The 20,889-nt window shown below is 43.2% G+C and carries 18 protein-coding genes and 1 tRNA gene; 6 read left to right on the forward strand and 13 right to left on the reverse strand.

The window, feature by feature from the left end:
* Positions 1-22: 22 nt before the first annotated feature.
* Both ytxJ and ACYVBM_RS06520 read left to right on the forward strand, forming a co-directional pair.
* Positions 23-352 (forward strand): bacillithiol system redox-active protein YtxJ, encoded by a 330-nt coding sequence (gene ytxJ, locus ACYVBM_RS06515; RefSeq protein ID WP_460684825.1) that lies wholly within the window; start codon positions 23-25, stop codon positions 350-352.
* Positions 353-399: 47 nt separating this feature from the next.
* Positions 400-473, forward strand: a tRNA-Met gene (locus tag ACYVBM_RS06520).
* A 180-nt stretch (positions 474-653) separates the two neighbouring features.
* Here ACYVBM_RS06520 and ACYVBM_RS06525 read toward each other — a convergent pair.
* Positions 654-1,457 (reverse strand): IS630 family transposase, encoded by an 804-nt coding sequence (locus ACYVBM_RS06525; RefSeq protein ID WP_460684826.1) that lies wholly within the window; start codon positions 1,455-1,457, stop codon positions 654-656.
* Between the two features lie 286 nt (positions 1,458-1,743).
* On the opposite strand from ACYVBM_RS06525, the gene ACYVBM_RS06530 reads away from it, so the two are divergent.
* Positions 1,744-2,631: an NmrA family NAD(P)-binding protein gene (locus tag ACYVBM_RS06530; RefSeq protein ID WP_460684827.1), complete on the forward strand. Its 888-nt coding sequence runs from the start codon at positions 1,744-1,746 to the stop codon at positions 2,629-2,631.
* Positions 2,632-2,721: 90 nt separating this feature from the next.
* Positions 2,722-3,549 carry a helix-turn-helix domain-containing protein gene (locus ACYVBM_RS06535; RefSeq protein ID WP_460684828.1) on the forward strand — a complete coding sequence of 276 codons (828 nt, stop codon included), beginning with the start codon at positions 2,722-2,724 and terminating at the stop codon, positions 3,547-3,549.
* A 93-nt stretch (positions 3,550-3,642) separates the two neighbouring features.
* Here the strand turns inward: ACYVBM_RS06535 and ACYVBM_RS06540 are convergent, their stop codons facing one another.
* Positions 3,643-4,584 carry an NADP-dependent oxidoreductase gene (locus ACYVBM_RS06540; protein ID WP_460684829.1) on the reverse strand — a complete coding sequence of 314 codons (942 nt, stop codon included), beginning with the start codon at positions 4,582-4,584 and terminating at the stop codon, positions 3,643-3,645.
* A 143-nt stretch (positions 4,585-4,727) separates the two neighbouring features.
* Here ACYVBM_RS06540 and ACYVBM_RS06545 point away from each other — a divergent pair, with 143 nt between their 5' ends.
* Entirely contained in the window at positions 4,728-5,033 is a 306-nt protein-coding gene (locus tag ACYVBM_RS06545; RefSeq protein WP_460684830.1) for a winged helix-turn-helix transcriptional regulator, read from the forward strand.
* Positions 5,034-5,471: 438 nt separating this feature from the next.
* Positions 5,472-5,636 (forward strand): hypothetical protein, encoded by a 165-nt coding sequence (locus ACYVBM_RS06550; protein WP_460684831.1) that lies wholly within the window; start codon positions 5,472-5,474, stop codon positions 5,634-5,636.
* 141 nt (positions 5,637-5,777) lie between these two features.
* On the opposite strand, the gene ACYVBM_RS06555 is transcribed toward ACYVBM_RS06550, so the two are convergent.
* The 11 genes from ACYVBM_RS06555 to ACYVBM_RS06605 form a co-directional block, all read right to left on the reverse strand.
* Complete coding sequence (locus tag ACYVBM_RS06555; RefSeq protein WP_460684832.1) at positions 5,778-6,647, reverse strand: sugar phosphate isomerase/epimerase family protein; 870 nt, start codon at positions 6,645-6,647, stop codon at positions 5,778-5,780.
* Positions 6,648-6,690: 43 nt separating this feature from the next.
* Positions 6,691-8,037: a Gfo/Idh/MocA family protein gene (locus ACYVBM_RS06560; RefSeq protein WP_460684833.1), complete on the reverse strand. Its 1,347-nt coding sequence runs from the start codon at positions 8,035-8,037 to the stop codon at positions 6,691-6,693.
* A 21-nt stretch (positions 8,038-8,058) separates the two neighbouring features.
* Entirely contained in the window at positions 8,059-8,907 is an 849-nt protein-coding gene (locus ACYVBM_RS06565; RefSeq protein ID WP_460684834.1) for a metallophosphoesterase, read from the reverse strand.
* 50 nt (positions 8,908-8,957) lie between these two features.
* Positions 8,958-10,562: a RagB/SusD family nutrient uptake outer membrane protein gene (locus ACYVBM_RS06570; RefSeq protein WP_460684886.1), complete on the reverse strand. Its 1,605-nt coding sequence runs from the start codon at positions 10,560-10,562 to the stop codon at positions 8,958-8,960.
* Between the two features lie 59 nt (positions 10,563-10,621).
* Positions 10,622-14,035, reverse strand: a complete 3,414-nt coding sequence (locus ACYVBM_RS06575; protein ID WP_460684835.1) for a TonB-dependent receptor — start codon at positions 14,033-14,035, stop codon at positions 10,622-10,624.
* A gap of 110 nt (positions 14,036-14,145) precedes the next feature.
* On the reverse strand, positions 14,146-15,291 hold the full coding sequence (locus ACYVBM_RS06580) for a FecR family protein (protein WP_460684836.1): 1,146 nt from the start codon (positions 15,289-15,291) through the stop codon (positions 14,146-14,148).
* 87 nt (positions 15,292-15,378) lie between these two features.
* On the reverse strand, positions 15,379-15,972 hold the full coding sequence (locus ACYVBM_RS06585) for an RNA polymerase sigma factor (RefSeq protein WP_460684837.1): 594 nt from the start codon (positions 15,970-15,972) through the stop codon (positions 15,379-15,381).
* Between the two features lie 72 nt (positions 15,973-16,044).
* Positions 16,045-17,172: a glycoside hydrolase family 130 protein gene (locus ACYVBM_RS06590; protein WP_460684838.1), complete on the reverse strand. Its 1,128-nt coding sequence runs from the start codon at positions 17,170-17,172 to the stop codon at positions 16,045-16,047.
* Positions 17,173-17,457: 285 nt separating this feature from the next.
* A complete protein-coding gene (locus ACYVBM_RS06595) occupies positions 17,458-17,631 on the reverse strand; it encodes a hypothetical protein (protein WP_460684839.1) in 174 nt (57 codons plus the stop codon).
* A gap of 37 nt (positions 17,632-17,668) precedes the next feature.
* Entirely contained in the window at positions 17,669-18,775 is a 1,107-nt protein-coding gene (locus tag ACYVBM_RS06600; protein WP_460684840.1) for a glycoside hydrolase family 88/105 protein, read from the reverse strand.
* A 153-nt stretch (positions 18,776-18,928) separates the two neighbouring features.
* Entirely contained in the window at positions 18,929-20,863 is a 1,935-nt protein-coding gene (locus ACYVBM_RS06605; RefSeq protein ID WP_460684841.1) for a RagB/SusD family nutrient uptake outer membrane protein, read from the reverse strand.
* Positions 20,864-20,889 lie beyond the last annotated feature (26 nt).

Raw genomic sequence — 20,889 nt, forward strand, 5'->3', positions numbered from 1 at the left:
AACGGCCATTTAAATACAAAGTATGAGTTGGATCATTTTAGACAGAGAAGCACAACTGGATGAGATCAATAAAAAGTCATTCAGCAAACCTCAGCTGATCTTTAAACACAGCACACGTTGTTCTATAAGTTCAGTAATTAAAAACAGGCTGTATAAAGGTACCCTTCCTGAAAATATAGACTTCTATTACCTTGATCTGATCGCTAACAGGGATATTTCCAATGCTATTGCGGAGAAATACGAGGTAGCCCATGAGTCGCCCCAGGCATTGCTAATAAAAGATGGAAGGTGTATTTTCAACGAAAGTCATAGTGCCATTTATATGGATGAGATTATAGAAAATTCCCTTTAAAAATCATTTCGTTATTCAAAAAAATATCTCTATTTTCGCGGCCCGTTGGCGGGGTAGCTCAGGCGGTTAGAGCGCAGGATTCATAACCCTGAGGTCACGAGTTCAACTCTCGTTCCCGCTACACTGAAAATCAAGCCTTTAGCTTATGTGCTAAAGGCTTTTTTCTTTTACTGCTTAAAGATACCTAAAACAAAAAAGGGCTTTTACGCCTATTTTGAAGCGAGTCTCTAAAACAACGCAGCAAACTTCTATCCTTGTTTTTCAGCATCAATTCATTTTATTCATGGAAGTTACATAAAGTCTAATAATTGACTTCACAAACTGTTGTCATATCCTTGTTTGGTTTTTGATAGTGTGAAAACATTTTCCAAAATGCGACCTTTCGTTCGTTTAATGATTTGACAAACCTGTTATGTGTTATTTTCTTTCTCACATACCACCAGGCTCTTTCTACTGCGTTCAGATCAGGGCTGTATGCTGGTAAAAAGTACAATTCCAATTTAGGTTGAGCTTCTACCCAGTATTTGATTCTATGAGCATGATGATAGGCTATGTTATCCAGTACCATTATTACTTTCGACACATCTCTATATTCAGATAAGACCTTACGCAGAAATTTTTTGAATGTTTTACTATTGTCTTTATCTGTAAAACTTATGGTCATCTGCCCTGTATTATAATTCAAACAGCAAAAGGCCGTTTGGCGCTCTCTTTTACTTTTTTTACAAGACAACTCGGGTTGTTTACCTTTTGCAGACCATTGATAACTAACAGTGGCCGTATTGGATAAGGAAAACTCATCTTCATAAAGCAAAGCAGCATCAGCCTTTTCTTCGAGCAGTTTTTTAAACCCTTCTTTAAAAATCCTCTGTTTTTCTTCGCCCGCCTCAGGGAAAATGCCGCTATCTTTTTGATAACTTAGCCCCAGCGAATGAATAATATTGCATATCTGGGCTTTTTTATAGTCTACTCCAAAATGCTCCCTGCCCCACCCTATTAACAATGACCCCGTCCAGGTAGCAATGTTGAACCCGAAATCATCCGGTGATTCATTTAAAAGTAACTCCTTTATTCTTTTATTCTTTTTATTATACAACTCTTCCAACTTTCGGCTTGGTTGCCCCGGCGAAACCTGGTAAATCGCATACAAACGTAGCCGATCGTGTAATCGAACCCGTTAAGACTCGATTTTAACTTACATACTTTATGAAACAGTGTCATCCAATCGATTTTTACGTCAGTTACTTGGGAAAAAGTTATGAGTTCTACGAACAACTTAAAGGAAACTCCCCGGGTTGGCTATCTGAGTGCTTTTGGATAAAACAAAAGTAGATCCGGATACCTCGGTAAGCATATCAGCAAAGAACTTTGCAATTATAAAATCAATAAAAATGAGAATAGCAATTACAGGTTCTTTAGGGCATATAGGCAGGCCACTATGTCAATTACTAATTGAAAATGGACATTTGGTAATAGTTATCAGCAGCAATGCGGAAAAGCGATACGAAATTGAAAAACTGGGAGCAACACCTTCAATAGGCTCACTGGAAGACATAGCGTTTATGAAAATAGCTTTTGCTGGTGCAGACGCTGCATTCTGTATGATCCCACCCAGCTATACACAACCAGATCAGATCGCTTACTATAAAAAACTCGGCGCGAATTATAAAGCAGCTATCGTGGAAACCGGGGTAAAAAGAGTAGTGCATCTGAGCAGCTACGGAGCGCATTTACCATCTGGTACGGGATTTATCGCCGGGTCTTATCAGGTTGAGCAAATCCTGAATACCATTCCCGGTATACAACTCACTCACCTCCGTCCAACTTCCTTTTATTATAATCTGCTCGCCTTCATTCCTATGATCAGAACAGCAGGATTTATAGGCGCTGTTTATGGAGATAACGACCAGGTAGCATTGGCGTCTCCCAAAGATATTGCGGAAGCGGCTGCAGAAGAGCTGGTTAAGGGATCAAACATCCACGGTGTCCGCTATGTTGGAAGCGATGACAGAACCTGTAATGAAATTGCAACGGTAATTGGAAACGCTATTGACAAACCGGATCTAAAGTGGGTCACCTTACCAAAGCAGGACGTTTTGAATAACTTAAAAAAAACCGGCTTGCCAGATGAATACTGCGAAAAACTAATAGAATTAGGTGACGCCATTCATACAGGAAAACTTCGTGAAGATTACGATCTACATCAACCACAACCTGGAAAAGTAAAACTGGAGGAATTTGCTGAAGAGTTTGCCAGGGCTTTTACGTTAAAAAAATAACTTTGGGAAAATGAAAAGCGAAGAGCCCAGGCCGATAAAAACCATTAGCGCGTTCCCCAATAAAGGGAACTGGCCCAACCACAGCACCCCATGATCAGCGTTGTGGACTACAGCAAAATACAACCCCGTACAAATGGAGGGTCTGATAGTTTTATTCTTGATTTTTACTCCATCTCGCTAAAACGTACGAAAATAAGATATGGTCAACAGCAATACGACTTTGATTCGGGTGTCCTGTTTTTTTTAGCGCCGAAACAACTTTTCAGCATTCAGCACAGCCGGGATATTCCACCACAGCATACCGGATGGTTATTATTAATACAGCCCGATTTTCTTTGGAACAGTCACCTGGCTTCTACCATTAAGCAACATGATTTTTTTGATTACAACACAAATGAAGCTCTTTTTCTTTCTGAAAGAGAAGAAGATACGTTGAACAATATCATCAGCAATATCGGGCAGGAGTGCCAGGTTAACCTGGATAAATTCAGCCAGAGCATTATCATATCGCATATAGAAACACTCCTGAATTATTCAGAACGGTTTTATCAAAGACAATTTATCACGAGAAATGTAACCAATCACGAGATCTTAGGGCGTATGGAGAAACTCCTGAATGACTATATGCGTCACGATATAGTGGAAAAAGGTATTCATACTGTACAATTTGTTTCAGAAACCTTATGTATTTCCCCGAGTTACCTCAGCGGGCTTTTAAAGACATTAACCGGAGAAACTACGCAACAGCATATTCACAATAAAATAATCGAGCTGGCAAAGGAAAAATTATCCACCACAAAGCTTTCCATTAACGAAATAGCTTTCGAGCTTGGATTTGAACACCCTCAGGGTTTTAGTAAGCTGTTCAAGAATAAAACAGATATAACTCCTTCTGCGTTCAGGGCAGCCTTTAATTAATGGATCCTGTCTCCATCGATTCAACTAAAAGGCAGCGCTTTAGCTTACATGCCAAACGCTACCCCTTATATTATATTTCTGTTCGTTATTAATTTACGGCGTAATAACAATCTTGCCTACCGTTCTTCCCGTTTCAAGGGCTTTGTGGGCATTTGGCATTTCTTCAAACGGGAAAATTTCAGATATGTGTGATTTAAGCGTACCCTTTTCCAGCATTTCGGCAATGATTTCCATATCCGTAGCAGAAGATTTAACAAGGATAAAGAAAAGCGCTACATTTTTTCCGGCGGCTTCATCCAGGTATTCCTGCGGAAAATTACCGTTAGTGATGCAGATGACCTTTCCTCCTTCCTTGGCAACCCGAACCGATTTAAGTGCATTTTGACCACCTATTGTGTCCAGTATCAAGTCAACATCAGCCACTGCTTTTACTAAATCTTCTTTGACGTAGTCAATGTGCTCATCAGCTCCATTGGCAAGTACAAAGTCCCTGTTTTTTGCCGATGAGGTGCCTATGACATAAGCACCAAGCGCCTTTGCGATCTGTGTAGCATAATGCCCCACTCCACCCGAAGCCGCGTGTACAAGCACTTTCTGCCCCCGGGTCAGTCCACCGTAAGCAACCAGCACCTGCCAGGCAGTCAGTGCCGCAAGCGTAGCAGCCGCCGCATCCTCGTGCGATATATTTTGGGGTTTAAGTGCAATATGCTGGTCAGACGCGGCTACATATTCGGCATAAGCACTTCCGTTACCGGGAAAGTTGATCATGCCAAAAACCTCATCGCCAATCTTAAACTTACCAGAGTTGGACTGTTCCACCACACCTGATACATCCCAGCCCAGAACAACCGGGTATCTTCCGCCATAGAAATTCTGAACCATCGATTGGCTCGTGCGGGTCTTGTAGTCCACAGGGTTGATACTGATTGCCTTTACTTTTATAAGGACTTCGTTTTCTTTGATTTCCGGTAAGGGCAATGCTGAGAGTGTTAATTGGTCCGCCCCTCCGGTTTCGTTTAAAATAATTGCTTTCATTTTCTATAATTGTTAATTATACTATACTTTTTCCTGTTACAAACATAAATATAGTCCTGTATCTTTACAATAACGGTCAAAAATGATAGTAGCCGATGTATTGTATAGACAACAAACAATATCCATGTAGTACCAGCCTGACAATGAAGTATATAGGCGGCAAATGGAAGGCGGTAATTCTTATTCACCTAATTAAAAAAAAACGATACAGTGAATTGAGAAAAGAACTTCCAATGGTAACTGAGCGAACAATATCCCTGCAGCTAAAAGAACTGGAAGAGGACGGTCTGGTTAAACGTACCGTCCATACCAGCAAACCTCCGTTGAAGGTGGACTATGAACTGACAGACTTTGGCAGAACACTTGTTCCCTTGCTTAGATCTATCGCTCAATGGGGAAAAGAAACGGCCAGCAATAATAAAAAAATAAAGATTTTGACTAAGGAATAAAACAAGAACCGATCCAGGTTGACTTACCCCTGAAGCAATGAGCTTTTTATCTTCTCTTTCGCCTCATCTGGATGACGAAAATTCTTTACTGCTAAATCCACACTTTTTTAAGTATTATTTAATCCTTATAGCGGAGGGTGGGCTCTTCTGCCAGGTCGGCTGCTTCTCTCTTGCCATGGCCCGATATTGGCATCCACCTGAAATACCTGAACTGCAGGCGAAATTTTCAAAAGTATTCTAAAATGTCGCCCATCGAATATTTCAATTCATTATACAGAGAGTAAGCAGGTATAAGGCTTTCTCTTTATTTACTAACGGGCAACCGATTCCGGGCATCTAAACCGCCTTGTTATCGTATTAAAACAGTTTACAAGATGTTTTTTTAATTACATCATTGTAAAATGCCGACTTTGCGTAAGTTTTTGAATACCCCTTATTATGCGGGTACTTTGGAGCAGCAAGCTTTTAATGATGACCATTTTACCCTGTTATGAACCCTATTTATTTACCCGCCATCCTAAAGCATTCTATGAACCGGAAGGAGCAGCAGGCTGTCGTGACCAGGTAAACGAGGTAATTAAACGAATAGATAAAAATCCCTGATCCAGAATAAATTGAACGCGAATAAAACAGACGGTATACACCCAAACGCCTAATGGTTACCGTTTTATTGAAAGGAGATCTATCCAGGCTATTTGTGTAAACTTTTAACAACGCAACGAAATGGAAACTAAGAACGCTGTTTTAGTCTTTCTTTAAGCTATTCAGGTATTTTATGCTTTCGGGCACTTGCGTAACCGATAAACTGCTTTCATCTTCAATGTAATAATGTTTTACTCCGGCTTTACGTGCAGCTTTTATTATCGCCGGGATATCAATTTGGCCGGTGCCTAAAATCACATCGTTATCCTTCGCGGTACCTCCTGAAAGGCTGCCACGTTCTACACCTTTTTTCAAGTCTTTCATGTGCAGGGCTTTGTAGCGGCTACCGTATTTAGCCAGCAAAGCTGCCGGGTCCTGTCCTGGTAAAAATGCCCACAGGATATCGAGTTCCATACTTACATATTTAGGATCCGTATTTTTCAGCAGGTAATCATACAAGGTTCCGTCTTCATAAGGCTGAAACTCAAAACCGTGATTATGATAAATGAAAGTAAGGCCATAATTGTCCTTCAGCAATTTACCATACTTGTTAAAATCTGCGACGGCCTTTTTGGCATCATCCAGCGTAAAAGGGGCTTTATGAGGAATGGATGCTATTCTGACATAGCTTGCACCTAATGTTTTGGCAGTTCGGCCTACCTCGTCAGTTTTACCGACCAAATCATCATAACTTACTCCGTATGACGAACATTTGAGCCCCCTGGCATCGCACATTTTGCGCAAATCTTCAGGGGTTTGTTTAAACAGGCTCGAAAATTCGACATCGGTTATCTTGTTACCTTTTATCATATCCAGTGTGCCGGGTACATCTTTGGCAAACTGGGTTCTGTAAGTGTATGAAACTATACCTGGTGCTTCCGGGAAGAGCTGCTTTTGGGCGAATGCCTGGCTGCAGACCAGGCCTCCTATCAAACCCATGGTCAGTAATCCTTTTTTGAGAGAATGTATCATATTTTGAAATTGATAGTTATACAGATTATATTGATAGTTGCTATTAAACTTTAGGTTCCCATCCCGGCTCGTAGCTGCGTTGCCATAGCTTTTGCGCTTCCGGATCGTTCAGGATATGGCCGTTCTTTGGATCAAGACGCAATTCGCGGCCCACGCGCCAGGCAATATTGCTTAGCTGCATGCCTATGATGCTTTTATGCCCGGTTTCCACATCGCAATTTGGCTTACGGTTATTGCGTATCGCATCCAAAAAATCGGCTACGTGCAGGCTATCCAAACTCAGGCTCACACTGGCAGTATTGCGTCCTGCAAAAGCTTCTTCTTTTGTTTTTGCGCCAACCTCTTTTACCAGTTTGCCTTTCAAATCAAACACTTTGTAGGCATCGGTCCCGGTGCTTAGGCTTCCGTTTTCGCCATAAAAAATGATCCCGCGTTCTTCGCCTTCGATTTTACGGCCATTAACGCTGCTGCTCTCCCACATAATCATTTTGCGGTCGGGATATTCCAGCGTCACTACCTGAGTATCCGGTGTTTGCCAATCATCATTAAACGCATAACGGCCACCCGAGGAGGTTACTTTTAGAGGATAATCTACGCCCAATCCCCAGCGGGCCACGTCAACCTCGTGCGTACCATTGTTCAACGCCTCGCCGGTGCCCCAATGCCAGAACCAATGCCAGTTATAATGGATCAGCCCATCCTGGTAAGCCAGGCGTGGCGCAGGGCCTTGCCACAGGTCGTAGTTAAGTTCTGCGGGGGCGGTGCTGGGTTTCAGGAAAGTGGGTTTACGATCGTTAGTATACCAGGTTTTAGCATAGTAAACCCTGCCAATAATACCTTCGTGCAACTGCTGTATACCCTCGGTCAGTATAGGTGCCGAACGGCGTTGCGCACCCATTTGCACTACCCGGTTATATTTCCTGGCAGCAGCAATAGCCAGTTCACCCTCATGCGGGTTATGGCTTAGTGGCTTCTCAACATATACATGCTTACCAGCCTGACAACCCATAATGGTAAGGGGCGTATGCCAGTGATCGGGCGTGGCAATGTAGATAGCGTCAATATTTTTGTCCTGCATCACCTTGCGACAATCGCCTTCGGTTTTTGGGGTTTTTATTTGCTGATGACCTGCAACAGCTTTTAGGGCTTTGGTAAATACACGCGTATCAACATCGCAAAGTGTAAGTATCTCTGCATCTTTTTGCCGCGCAAAGGTGCCTGCCATGCTGGTACCGCGGCCATTTAATCCGAGGATGGCTATATGGATCCGTTCGTTGGCGCCAATAATATTGCGGTAGCTTTTGGCGCTCATGCCCAACAGGCTGTTCCCTGCCATAACTCCGGCTGATGTAATCGCCATTTTTTTTATAAAATCTCTTCGTTTCTTCATAACATTATTGTCTTTTTTATATTAAGATTTAACCTCGCTTGGGATAGAATCCAGGCTATAGTACTGATATTCGATATGATCAGCACCTGCTATAACCATACGGAAGCCCGAGGGATCTTTACCCAACGGACGCCCTATTGATCCGGTGCTGCCAAACTTTCCGAAAGAGCTATAATACAAATACTCCGCGAAGATATAACTCACCCCATAGTCACTTAATAACTGCAGGTATTTTTTATGTCGCTTAATGGTTATATTATAATATCCGTCCTTTTCGCCCGGGTCTTTTAAGAACCACGGGTGGTGCTGAAATACAACAATATGCTTGCATCCTGAAGCTTTCGCTTGCTGCAGGGCCTTTAATAACCATTTATCCTGCCCTGCTGCAGCATCGGTTGCCCCGGACGGATCGGCATTAAGCGTGGAATTTAAAACGATATCAAATAACTTCCCCTGCCGGAATATATAATAGTCCGGGCCAAAGCGTTTGCGATAAGCGTCCAGTGTGGCCGGTGCAGGGTGATTGGTTATGTCATGATTGCCGGGTATATTATACAATTTTATGGCAGAATCAGGTCTGGCTGCGATACCTTGATACCCGGCCAGTAGTACCGGATCTCCGGGATGATTAATCAGATCTCCGGTAACAATTAAAAAAGCAGGATGCAGCCGGTTGGCCGTGGCAATAGCCATCCCGAAATTGTCCGTTTCCTTTGCGAAGTCTTTGTCTGCGGTAAAAAAACCAAACTGAGGATCCCGCATCTGAATAAAGAAGAAAGGCTTATTTAAGTTGCGCTGTACGGTGCAACCGATCAGCACCACACCGGATAACAAGAATGAAAAAAAATGTTTTTTATAATTTATCACCATAGAGATATGTTAATGACACCCGGGCCTGAACCCGGATGTGCACCTGTTATTTAGTAACCAGGGTTTTGAGGATATTTATCGCCAGTGATAATTCGATCTATTTGACTTTGTGGGATAGGCCTCAAGGTATGTATATCCTTGATATTCACCGAAGCATCCGGATTGTGTAGTCTCACTCTTTCCAACAACTTATTTGTTCTGACCAGATCCAGCCAGCGTGTTTGCTCACCGGCTAATTCACGGGCCCGTTCATCCAGAATATAATCGAGTGTTACATTGGCAGGCGCGATGTCCATAGCTGCGGCATTTCCGGTGGGATAGGCGGCCCTTTCACGTACTGCGTTGATATATTTCGCCGCGTTAAGATTATCGCTTAAATTAATTGCGGCCTCCGCGGCCAGCAGATAGGTTTCTGCAAGCCGGTAAGCAATGATGGGGCGTATCGACGGGTCATTAATACCTGCCCTTTTAGTGTCCTGGTATTTGAGCATCGTCGGGAATAATTGCAAGGTGTATTTCCGGGGTGGCAGCAAAAGATAGCGGCTGGAATTAATTTTGGCATCACTAACATCAACGCCAGGCATATAAATCGCTGTGTCGCCCAGTGCATATTTAGGCACGCCGTTGTTGTCCTTAGGGATTTTGGCAGCAGAATTAGATAACCAAACCGATTGAAAGGTTTTAAAATATCTGGTATCGTTGGTTTTATCCGCAAAACAAGTATCACTCATCCAGCTGGTTGGTTGAACGCGTGCAAACGGACGGCCGTAAGCCATGGATCGAACTAATCCCGGAAAATTTTCATAGCCCATGACGTAATGATAGTTCAACTCGTTGTTATTATTATTGTAGGTCAGGTTGGAGGTGTGCTGTACACTCCAGAGCACTTCTTTGTTTGCCTCATTTCCCTCTGCATATACCGAGGCAAAATCAGGCAGTAGACCCAATCCTAAGCCAGCACTGCCCTCGATAAGCCCTTTGGCTGTATTGTAGGCATTTTGAAAATCATCAGGTTGTTTAGCGGAAGAATAAGCCCTGGTCAGATAAACTTTTGCCAGCAAGTGTTTTGCGGCAGCCGCTGTAGCTTTACCTGGCAACACACCGTTCTGCACCGGGCTTGGAGGCAAGCCGGCAACGGCATCTTTAAGATCCTGAATAATAAAATTGTAGACATCGGCGATCGGCGCACGGGAGGCACTTGTGGAGGGTTCGGTAATAAAGTTTTTGTTCAGTGTAACCGGGCCCCAGAAACGTACCAAAATAAAATAAAAATTGGCACGCAGGAACTTAGCCTCCGCAATACTCTTTTGTATTGTCGCGGCATCAATCCCACTAACTGTTGATCCGTTGTCGATAACACCGTTGCAATTATTGATAAAGGTATAACAGGCATTCCAAATGCCCGAAACCCAGCCACTCCTGGCATCGAAGCTGGTGGAATAGATATTAAAATCTTTGTTGCCGCCACCACCGGACTGGAATTCATCTGTGCCGGGTACGGTCATAGTCATGAAATTTTCGGTACCCCAAATGTTGCGGTTTCCAGCGTAGGCTGCATCCAGCCCTGACTTAAAACCTTGCGCGGTACTGAAATACTGTGGGATTAATAAAGAATGGGGATCTTCGATTAGTTGCTTTTTACAGCTTATGCTCACCAATATGATGATAGAAAGTGCAATAAGTTTATTTATGTTATATCTCATACTCTTATAAATTAAAATGAAACATTCAATCCAAATAAAATCGACTTGGTTGGCGGTGTATCCACACCAAGCGTACCTGCCGATTCAGGGTCAGCTCCAGGGAAGCGATTGTGTAACGGCGAAAAAAGAATAATCGCATCATTAAGTGTGGCGTAGAAGCGCAGGGATTTAGCAGTGATTTTGTCGGCGATCCTTTGCGGAACAGTGTAACCTAAGCTGATCGTCCGGATTTTCAGATAGGTAGCACTATAATATCCCAGCAAATCACCATAGGTCGGTGTGTTGGAGCCAAAAATGGGTTTCGGATAGGTGTTTTCATGATTGAACGGTGTCCAATAATTAATATTCAAATTGTTCGGCTTAGCGGTTAGTCCATTGACGGTGCTGCCCGGTTGGAGCCAGGAAGCTATTTGCGTACCGCCTACACGGTAAGTGCCCACCACTGCCAAATCGATTCCACGGTAGCTGAACCGATTTGTAAACCCGCCCAAAAACTTCGGCTGGCGGTTACCCACGATGATTCGGTCATTTGAATTGATCACATCATCGCCATTATGGTCAGCAACTTTGATCGTACCTATAACCGACCCTGTCCCCGTTAAGCTGAGTTGGTACTTTTTGGCCAGGGCAGAATCTTCGGGAGTATTTTGCCAGATACCCAGCCTTACATAGTTGTAAAGCGAGTTGATCGGAGCACCTACGAAACGGTTACTGCCAATGTCCTGCGTTACACCATCTTGCAGCGCTAATATCTTATTTCGGTTAAAGGTAATGTTGAAATTGGTTGTCCAACCGAAGCCTTTCCGGTCCTTCGCCTTGATATTAACGGAGTTAACGTTAATTTCCAGTCCACGATTTTCTGTTTGTCCAACATTCGCGAAAAACTGGGAAGTGTAGCCGGTAGTGATCGGTAAATTCTGGGGCAGGATCAGATCGGTGGTATGTTGCCGATAAACATCTACTGAACCGGAAATACGGTTGTTAAGTAACCCAAAATCCAAACCTAAATTAACGGTAGAGGTATATTCCCAGCCAAGCTTTGGATTTGGTACATTATTGGGATAAGTTCCTGTTACATTTGTACCTCCGTAGTTATAATTAATCAAGGCCAGCCCTCCCAGCGTTTGATAGGGGTCTACTGCAGCATTTCCTACAGTTCCATAACTAGCCCGCAGTTTCAGGTTTGATATCAATGGGATATTTTTCATGAAATTTTCCTCTGCGATATTCCAGCCGATAGCCGCTGATGGGAAAAGATGGTATTTATTTCCAGGCGCTAATGTAGAAGAGCCGTCTGATCTCATAGTCAGCGTCACCAGGTATTTGCTCATAAAATCATAATTAACACGTCCCATAAAAGACACAATGTTAAACATAGAATACGTGCCGGAACCTCTAAGATTAGCGCCTAACGCAGGGTTAAAATATTGAATATAATCCGCTAAAATATTATTGTAGTTGAAAGTCGTTGATGCCTTATAATCTTCCTGATAGCTAAATAGGCCAGTTGCCGTTAAGTGATGCTTTTGAGCAAAAGTATTTTCGTATATTAAAAGGTTCTCAAGCGTGTAGTCATAGAACTCATAATTGGTGTTTCGCGCAGTAGAAGGCCCGCTTAAATTTTGGTAGGTTGCGCTTCCATAAAAATCGCCGTAAGTTTCAGGCGTTAATTCAATACCGCCATTGAAACGATATTTTAAATGCGGAGTTAACTGCGCTTCAACATAAGCGGTGGTAAAAGTATTGTAACGGGAACGTTTTTGAACAACTGCGCCTGGTACAAGGTTAGCCAGGGGATTATAGATTAACGAGCCGCCGTTAGGAAAAGGAATAAGATTACCGTCGGCATCGTAAGGAACGGTCAGCGGGCTGGTGGTTAGTGCTTGTGCGATCGGATTGATGCTTTCACCGTTGATCTTGCTGACCGTATTCAGTGAACTCACCCCGATTTTAAATATTTTCCCTAATTGCTGGTCTATACTTACCTTGAACGAATAACGTTTAAATGACTGCCCCGGGAAAACCCCGGTTTCGTCAAAAAAACCGGCAGAGATCGCGTATTTGGTCGTTTGTGTACCACCAGAAACGCTCAATTGATGATTGGTTTGCAGGCCATTTTTAAAGATCAGTTTTTGCCAGTCAGTAAAAGTTCCGTTTTTGATTCCTTCTAATTCATCAGGCAGAAAAGTAACACCATCCGTGTAGAACTTAGGATCATCTATACCATTGTAAGGGTTGGGCGCACCAATTGTATTCGGATTATTCGCGTTATAAACTCCCCATTTTTTATAGGTTTCAAAGGTCTTCGGATCCATTACATCATAATAACCTAATACTTTTACTTCGCCGGCATATCCGCTATAAGTGATGGCCGGGGCACCGGTTTTACCTCTTTTAGTAGTGATCAGAATAACGCCGTTCGCACCTCTCGATCCATATATAGCGGTAGCAGAAGCGTCTTTCAGTATATTCACGGAAGTAACGTCATCCGGGTTAAGATCATTGATATACGTGCCATTAAAAGGTATACCATCCACTACGTACAACACATCGTCTGTGGCACCGGCAGCTAAAGAACGCTGGCCTCTGATAGAGATAGACGGCGTTGCACCCGGGCTGCTTTTTCCGCCAGCTTTTTGAATGTCGAGACCAGGAGCCTGGCTTTGGAGCGCGCTGACTAAGTTACTCACTGGTACGGACCTGATCGCCTCTTCGCTAACAGTAGCGATGGAGCCTGTTACATCTGCTTTCTTTTGCGTACCATAACCAACTACAACAACGTCTACCAGGCTCGTTTTCTTTACTTCTAATTGAATATTGATCTCTGACTTGTTCCCAATAACCACCTCCTGTACTTCATATCCCACGTAGCTAAACTGTAAGACCTCTCCCTTCTCAACCTCGATCTGGTATTCACCATTTTTGTTGGTTACGGTTCCTTTTGAAGTGCCCTTGACCGTAACAGAAACGCCATCAATCGCAGTTCCGGTAGAATCTGTTACACGCCCTCTTATAGTGCGAACTAAATTTTCTTTTATAAGAGGTATAGATGTTGGTTCAGGTACTCCAACGGACTTTTGATTTCTTAAGGGCTCTATTAAAACTGTTTTGTCGATAATCCGGTAGGACAGTTGCTGGTCTTTAAGGCATAAATCCAAAACTTCATTAATTCCCGCATTTTTAACGCGCAGATCCAACTGTTTTGTATTTTGTAAGGTGCCGTGTTTATAAAAGAACACGTAGCCGCTTTGCCTCTTTATACTATTAAAGACTTCTTTTAAACTAGTACCTGTTGCGGAAATACTTATTCTTTGTGATTTAGCAGCTGCACTAACCTGCAGACTTGCGGCAAACAATAAAACACCAACCAGCTTCATAGTTAAAACAGTTTGTAGTTTGGCTCTTAATAAAAGTTTTTTTTGCATATTTTTGCAATGTTTGGGTTAAACAAATCATCATTAGTTCCTTAAAAAAGGAATTGCTTTAATTCAAATGGCAAACCAGGTCCCGATCGTCAGTTGCGACCTGGTTCTTTTTATGGCCGGATGGTCAATCGTTTGCCATCTAAAGTATAGTGAATGCCAGTGGCATTTAATAATTCCAGAACCTGTGATAAATTGAGACTTTGCTGGATCTCTCCGTCAAAATACTGTACAGGAATATTTCCCTGATACTCAACGGAAACGTTATACCATCTTGATATCTGGCGCATCACCGATTTTAAATCAGTGTGGTCAAAATAAAAATAGCCAGATACCCACGCGATCACAGCGTTTACATCTACTTTACTTATTCTATTATTAATATGCTGGTCTCCGGGTTTTAAAATATGGTTGTTTATCTGAACACGGCCTTCTACCAGTGTGGTAGTTACCCCCATCTCATCTTTGTATGCATTCACATTAAAGCGGGTACCTAAATCCACAATTTCTTCTTTGCCTGTTTTGACAATAAAAGGACGCCTGGCATCATGGCTTACTTCAAAAAATGCTTCTCCTGTAATTTCTACTTTTCTTTCATGTTTAAATGCCAGAGGGAATTTTATTGAAGAGCCTGCATTCAGCCAGACCCGGGTACCATCACTTAACAGTAAAGTCTGCTGCCGGGCCATAGGGGTTTCAACCATTGCGTTCAGTTCATTGGCACCATTTAACTCCAAAACACTATCTGACTTTACAATACCCGGCTTTAATGTAGCATTCTGTATCGTATCCAGCAAAAATGACTCACCGTTTGATAACGTGAGTATGGCCCCTGTTTTACCGGGCGGAGCATCTTTTATCACCCTATTTTCCTTAGCAATCGCACTGGCCTTGTTCTTAATATAAGCTCCAGAATAATAATATCCAGCTCCAACGATTACTAACAAAACTGCAACAGCTGCAGCCATCGTTTTCCACCATTTCACCACTTTCACATTTTCCTTATCAGCGTTCTCCACTACGGTGAGCTTATTATTTGGGGATTGATTCTTAAAAATTGACTGTAAAATTTTTTTCGTAGCATCTTCAGGCAATCTTTCCCATAACCTATCCGGAATATCAAACTCGCGGCTGAATTCACGTAGTATTTTATCAGCCATCGGTTGATGAACTAAATGAAAAAACTCACTTCTTTCTGTATCAGAAATGTCCTTTTGAATATATTTTTTAAAAAGCAGGCGCAATCTTCCCTTATTCATACAAGCATATCATTATTCTTTCGGTTCCGTTATTTATATACAGACTCACGAAATCGGAAACATTATTAGTTGATTTGAAATATTTTTTTATTCCCAGATATAAAGAAATAGAAATAAGCAAATCAGGTCTACATTACCTTGCTGGTTAAGGAGCAGACGAATGGCTTTTAGGGCATTTGTCAGGTGAACGCTCACCGTTGATGGAGATAAACGCAGTTTTTGGGCAATTGTATGCCGGTCAAGCCCCTGTAATCTGGACAATTCAAATATTTTCCGTTGTTGGGCGGGCAAACGGTTAAGCAGCGCATGAAGCATTTGCTGCAATTCTTTGTCCAATAAAGAACTCTCAGCATCATTGATTTCGAACCTGAGACATTTCATCAATGCTTCCCGCTGAACGTATTCTTTTGCTTTCTTCTTTAAAACGGTTAGTGAACGATATTTTGTAACAATAACTATCCACGCATTAAAATCTCTTATAGCCGTTAGCCGGGCTCTGTATTTCCAGATGCGAAAAAAAACATCATGCACAACGTCTTCTGCATCCTCTCTATTTTCAGTATATACCAACGCTATTGAATATGTCCTGTCCTTGTAAAGTCGAAATAACGTTTCGAAAGACGCTTCATCGCCCAAAGCAACCCGTGCCAGGCATGCTGTAATATGCGCCGAACGTTCCATTTAAATAATCAAGAAATTAATTTACAAAGAAAAACTTTTCAACAAGCTCCCCGCAATACCTCATAAGATTGATTAATTGTCAGCCTTTGGATCAAAAATGGCAACACCTACCCTGCTATCTGCACATCCGTAATACAGGAACCATTTGTTTTTGAAATAAACGAGGCCTTCAATAAAAACAGTACCGGCCGGGTATTGACCGCTTTTTTCAAAAGCCTCTGTAGGAATAAAGAACGGCTTATCCAAACGGCCTATAACTTTTGAAGGGTTATTCAGGTCGAACAACACCTGCCCCGCTGCGTATGTATTGGCCGTATAATTGGTATCTCTATCGCTGTTTCCTTTATTTTTTCCGTTGTACAATACCAGGATACCTTTGTTGGTGATGATAGCAGGAGGGCCGCATTCCGTCAGGTCGCTATCAAAATAACCCCTCCTGGGTTGTACGATCATATCCAGGTTACCAGTGGTATTTAAAGTGGGCACCCAGTTCACCAGGTCGTCAGAAACAGCAATGTTCATAAATCTTTCGCCCCAGTACATCATGTATTTCCCGTTGACCCTGGCGATCACCTGCCTGCCATGCTCAATCTTAGTCACAACAGATCCCGACTTGCAGAACATATCTTTAAACTTTCCGTTATGCGCTTTCTGAAAAGCGGGTCCATGCTTCGTCCAGTTCTTCAGATCCCTGGAAGTAGCCACAGCGAGGCGTGCCACTTTCCGGTTCCATTGTGTGTACAACATTACATATAGGCCATCTTCTGTAACCGCTATACGCGGATCTTCACAGCCGCCCGGCCATTCATTCTCCTTTTGCCCGTCTTCATCCGGATAAAAAACAGGTTCCGGGCTTCTTTTCATTTTAATACCATCCCCGCTTTCGGCCATTCCCAACCTGGAAGTGCGCTTACCGATCCCGACCCCGGATTTATCCTCTGCACGATACAGCACATATATTTTATTATTTTTCACTGTTGCTGCAGGGTTAAAAACATCGCCTGCCTCCCAGGCCACCTTTTTCTGACTCATAGGATCGAGAAAAACACTTTGTACGTCCGGGGAAAGAATAGGATTGACATTAGCCGGCCTTTTGAATGGACCTAAAGACCAATCGGGAAGCTGATGCTGCGCTGTTGCAAACAGCACAACAGGAAAACAACCTATCAGAAACAGTAACTTTAAACTATTATTACTCATAATTTACAAATTTACACTGCAGGGCTGATATTAAAAATTGAACTTTAGCATACCGTATCCAGCTCCCAATGATACAGAATGCAACGATCGGCTGATTATGATTATGTAACATATACCACTTATAGACCCGAACGGGGTTCAGCAACTTCAACAACATATCCAGACCTTTATCGCTATTGCTGGAAGCAATCCCCTTATAGGCAGATTTTACTATTGCACTCTAAGCTGCCATTTACCCGGCATTGTACATGAAGGATGGCTTTATTAGTCCATTAAAAGATATATTTAACTTATAGGCTTCATCGGCCGGCAAATCGCCGTAATGCTGTTTCCAAAAGTTGTCAGGCTTTTTCCTTCAAACACCTGTTGGACAGGTTCTGTTGTTACATCTTCCTTACTGCCATTGGAACAGGCCAGGAAAAGAACAATTAAATGAAATAATAAAAACACTCGTCTCATTATATCTTTTTTAAAAAAGAGGCTGTTATAGCTAATGCTATTTTCCCAGGAGTGCCGCTGCACACCACAGGTAAGGTGCCTGTCCATGGAAATCACCTGCATTGCGCGGGCGATCGCGGTAATGCTCTTTATCATTCTTTTTGCCCGTACCAATACAAACTTCCATTACATTGTTTCGCTCATCTATATATGGAACCATTGCCAACCATGCTTTACGGGCAGCAGGGCCATACTCTGCAGCATTTAACCATCCATGCTGAATGCCGCGGATAAAAGCATAAGTAAACATTGCAGTACCAGAGGTTTCCGGCCAGAAGTCGGGCTCGTTAATGAGCTGATTCCACATACCACTGGGCCGTTGGTGTTCTTTCAGGCTTTTCATCATGGTCAGATAACCTTGCATAATGCGCGGGCGATCCTTATGATCTTTCGGCAACAAGCTTAGCAGGTCGGGCATCCCTACTGCCATCCAGCCATCGCCCCTGCCCCAGTAATAAGGTACATCGGGCGCATGATAGAAAAGACCATTGGGACGTTGCAGCTCATCCAGGTACATCACCATTTCCTTTGCCGCACGATCAATATACTTACGGTCGCCGGTTACTTTGTAGGCTTCATTCTGCACTACGGTGATCATGTACATGTCGTCAATCCACAGGCGTGTTTGCCAGGAAAAACCTTTATCTGCCCAGGCCTTTTCCTCACGGTTTGCATTCTCTGGAAGCTCCCATTGCGTATCGGCATATGCCAATCCCATTTTCCTGTAGCGTTCATCTTTCGTTATCTGGTACAGTTTCAGTGCCAGGCTGCCAAACATATTGTAGTCCACATGATTCATGGGTGGCAGCAGTACTTTTTCATAAGTAAAAAACGGCTCAAACTTGTCCTGCAGAAGCTTAATGAGTTTTCGGTCATTTACTTTTACTGCGTAGTCGAGCGCACCGTTCCAGCTGCACACTTCGGCATAGTGAATGTATTTTGCTGCGTATAAGTCGTGCCGGCCATCTATAAAATGATAGGCCAGCTTTTTGCCTATTTCGTGAGGACTGAATCCTTTTTGGAAACCAGACAGGAGGTTTTGTTGCGCAAACATAAACCGGAATGAAAGAACTGTAATTAGCGACAGCAATAGTTTTTTATACATAATTCTGTTTTGTTGGACTTGTTTTAAAATTTGGTTTTTGTATAACCTCCGTATTTGTCAGCGTTGACCTATGTTTTAACAGCACTCAAAGCGTGGCAAACGATCAACGCACAACACTGGTATCCGTAGCGATTATTTGTACTTCTGCTGTTCTTAATTTGTATTTTCATCAGCAACTGCATCCTGCCAGTTCGTCCATACTTCTGTATTCGCGTCATAACCATTATAACCGGGGGTTTGGCGCAATTTGGCGTAAAGATTGGCGTCTATTGCCGATTGGGGAATGGGCCAGTAGATATTATGCGGCGCTATAGTATAACTTCTTCCTCTTACAGTTACCTTATTTTTATTGTAATAATCGCTGTAATGCTGAATACGCTGGTACCAGTAGTTGTTTTCGGACAAGGTATTTACATTATAGGTGTTGCCCCACTCATCGCTTTTGCCGCTTAAAGCCAGGCTGTAAGAGATACGGCTCAGCTCCATGTGGCGCCATTCTTCCATCCATAGTTCCCTTGCGCGCTCATTCACAATATCGCCAATATTTACAGTGGTATAAAGCTGGCTACACTGCGCCCTTGCCCTTACCATGTTTACATCGTTTGTTGCCTGCGCTATATTCCCTTTGTAGAAATGCGCTTCCGCCCTTAGCAGGTAGGTCTCTGCCAGGCGGTAGCAATACCAGTCGGCAGCGCCGCCATCATTCCGGTTGGAGTTGGGATTTGCCAAAAACACGGGGTCGTCAATATACATTTTATATTGTGGAAAGTCGAACCAGCTACGTATGGTATCTGTACACAAAATCGTGTTGCCATTGTAAAGCCTCAGGTTTTGGCCGAAATAAGGATCGGTAGGGTCGTTGTACTTCATTGAGTCCATACGCACCCAGTTGCCTACGGTGCTGTTGTGGCGCAGGTCGGTAGCGTCATTTATCCCGTTTACCGCCCAAAGGCCGTACTGGGCAAAATGTGTAGGCCGTATCATGCCAATACCCCTGCCAAAAGCGCCCAGGATATCATATTTCGCATTGTATTGTTTGGCACTCTTCGGGTAGGCCCCCAGCACTTTTCCGCTTGGGGATTTAAGAGCGGGCTGGTTCCACATGGGGCCCCAGTTACGCATGGATTTGTACCTGATAGTAGCATCGGTATTTTCGCGGTTGGGCATTACCAGGATGGCTTCCGTATTATTTTTGATTGCTTTATTTATCGGGCGGTGCAGGTCCCATACCACGTTGCGGGTAATGGGCCAGGTATCCGGGGCAGGATTGTCAAAGCTGCCGAATGTGGTATTCATCAGCTTATAACCGGAATTGTTGATAAGTGTGTCTGCCTGGGCAATGGCTTTGTCCCACTGGCCGGTGGCGAGGTAGCACTTGAGCAGCAACTGGCGGCAGGCGCCTTTGTTTATCATACCTATATAAGCCATTTGCGACTGGTCCGGTACCCATGCCACCGCTTTCTCCATATCGGAAGTGATCATGTTGAGAATAGCTTCACGACTGGTGGTCTTATAGTTCTGCTTAGGGCCATTCTGCAAAATTTTAGTTACCAGCGGCACATCCTTAAACTGGAAGCAAAGCGCCAGGTAACGGAACGATCGGTGAAAATAGGCCCTTCCCAGAAACTGCTGTTTGGAGGCTTCATCCAGGCCCGGCACATTGTCAATATAAGTAGTTATGGTATTGGCGTATTTGATACCATTATAGGTTTCACCCCAAAAGTACCTTATCATGTTCACGTCATTGTCAAACATACCATCCGTAGGCGTAAGGCGGGTAGACACATCGGCAAAAATACCGCCATCGTCCGTTTTGCCGGACACTGCCACATCAGACAGCATATACTCCGTGTTCATTGGCACGGAAATGTCTCTTGTGGATAAATGGCTCCAGTAGGCGCGCAAGTGCCTGTCCAGCAGATAGCCGGTAGCCTCAATGCCGGCACGGTCGGTAAATGTTTTGTCCGGCTCGTAAAATGAAAGCGGGTTGGGCTTCAAAAATTCTTTTTTACAGCCGGGAAATATAGTAAGGGATAATATACCCGTTACTAATAAAGCTGATGATATATAAAACTTATTCCTTTTCATCTGTTTTTATGTTTTTACTTGTCAGA

The organism is Niabella aquatica, assembly GCF_054779315.1.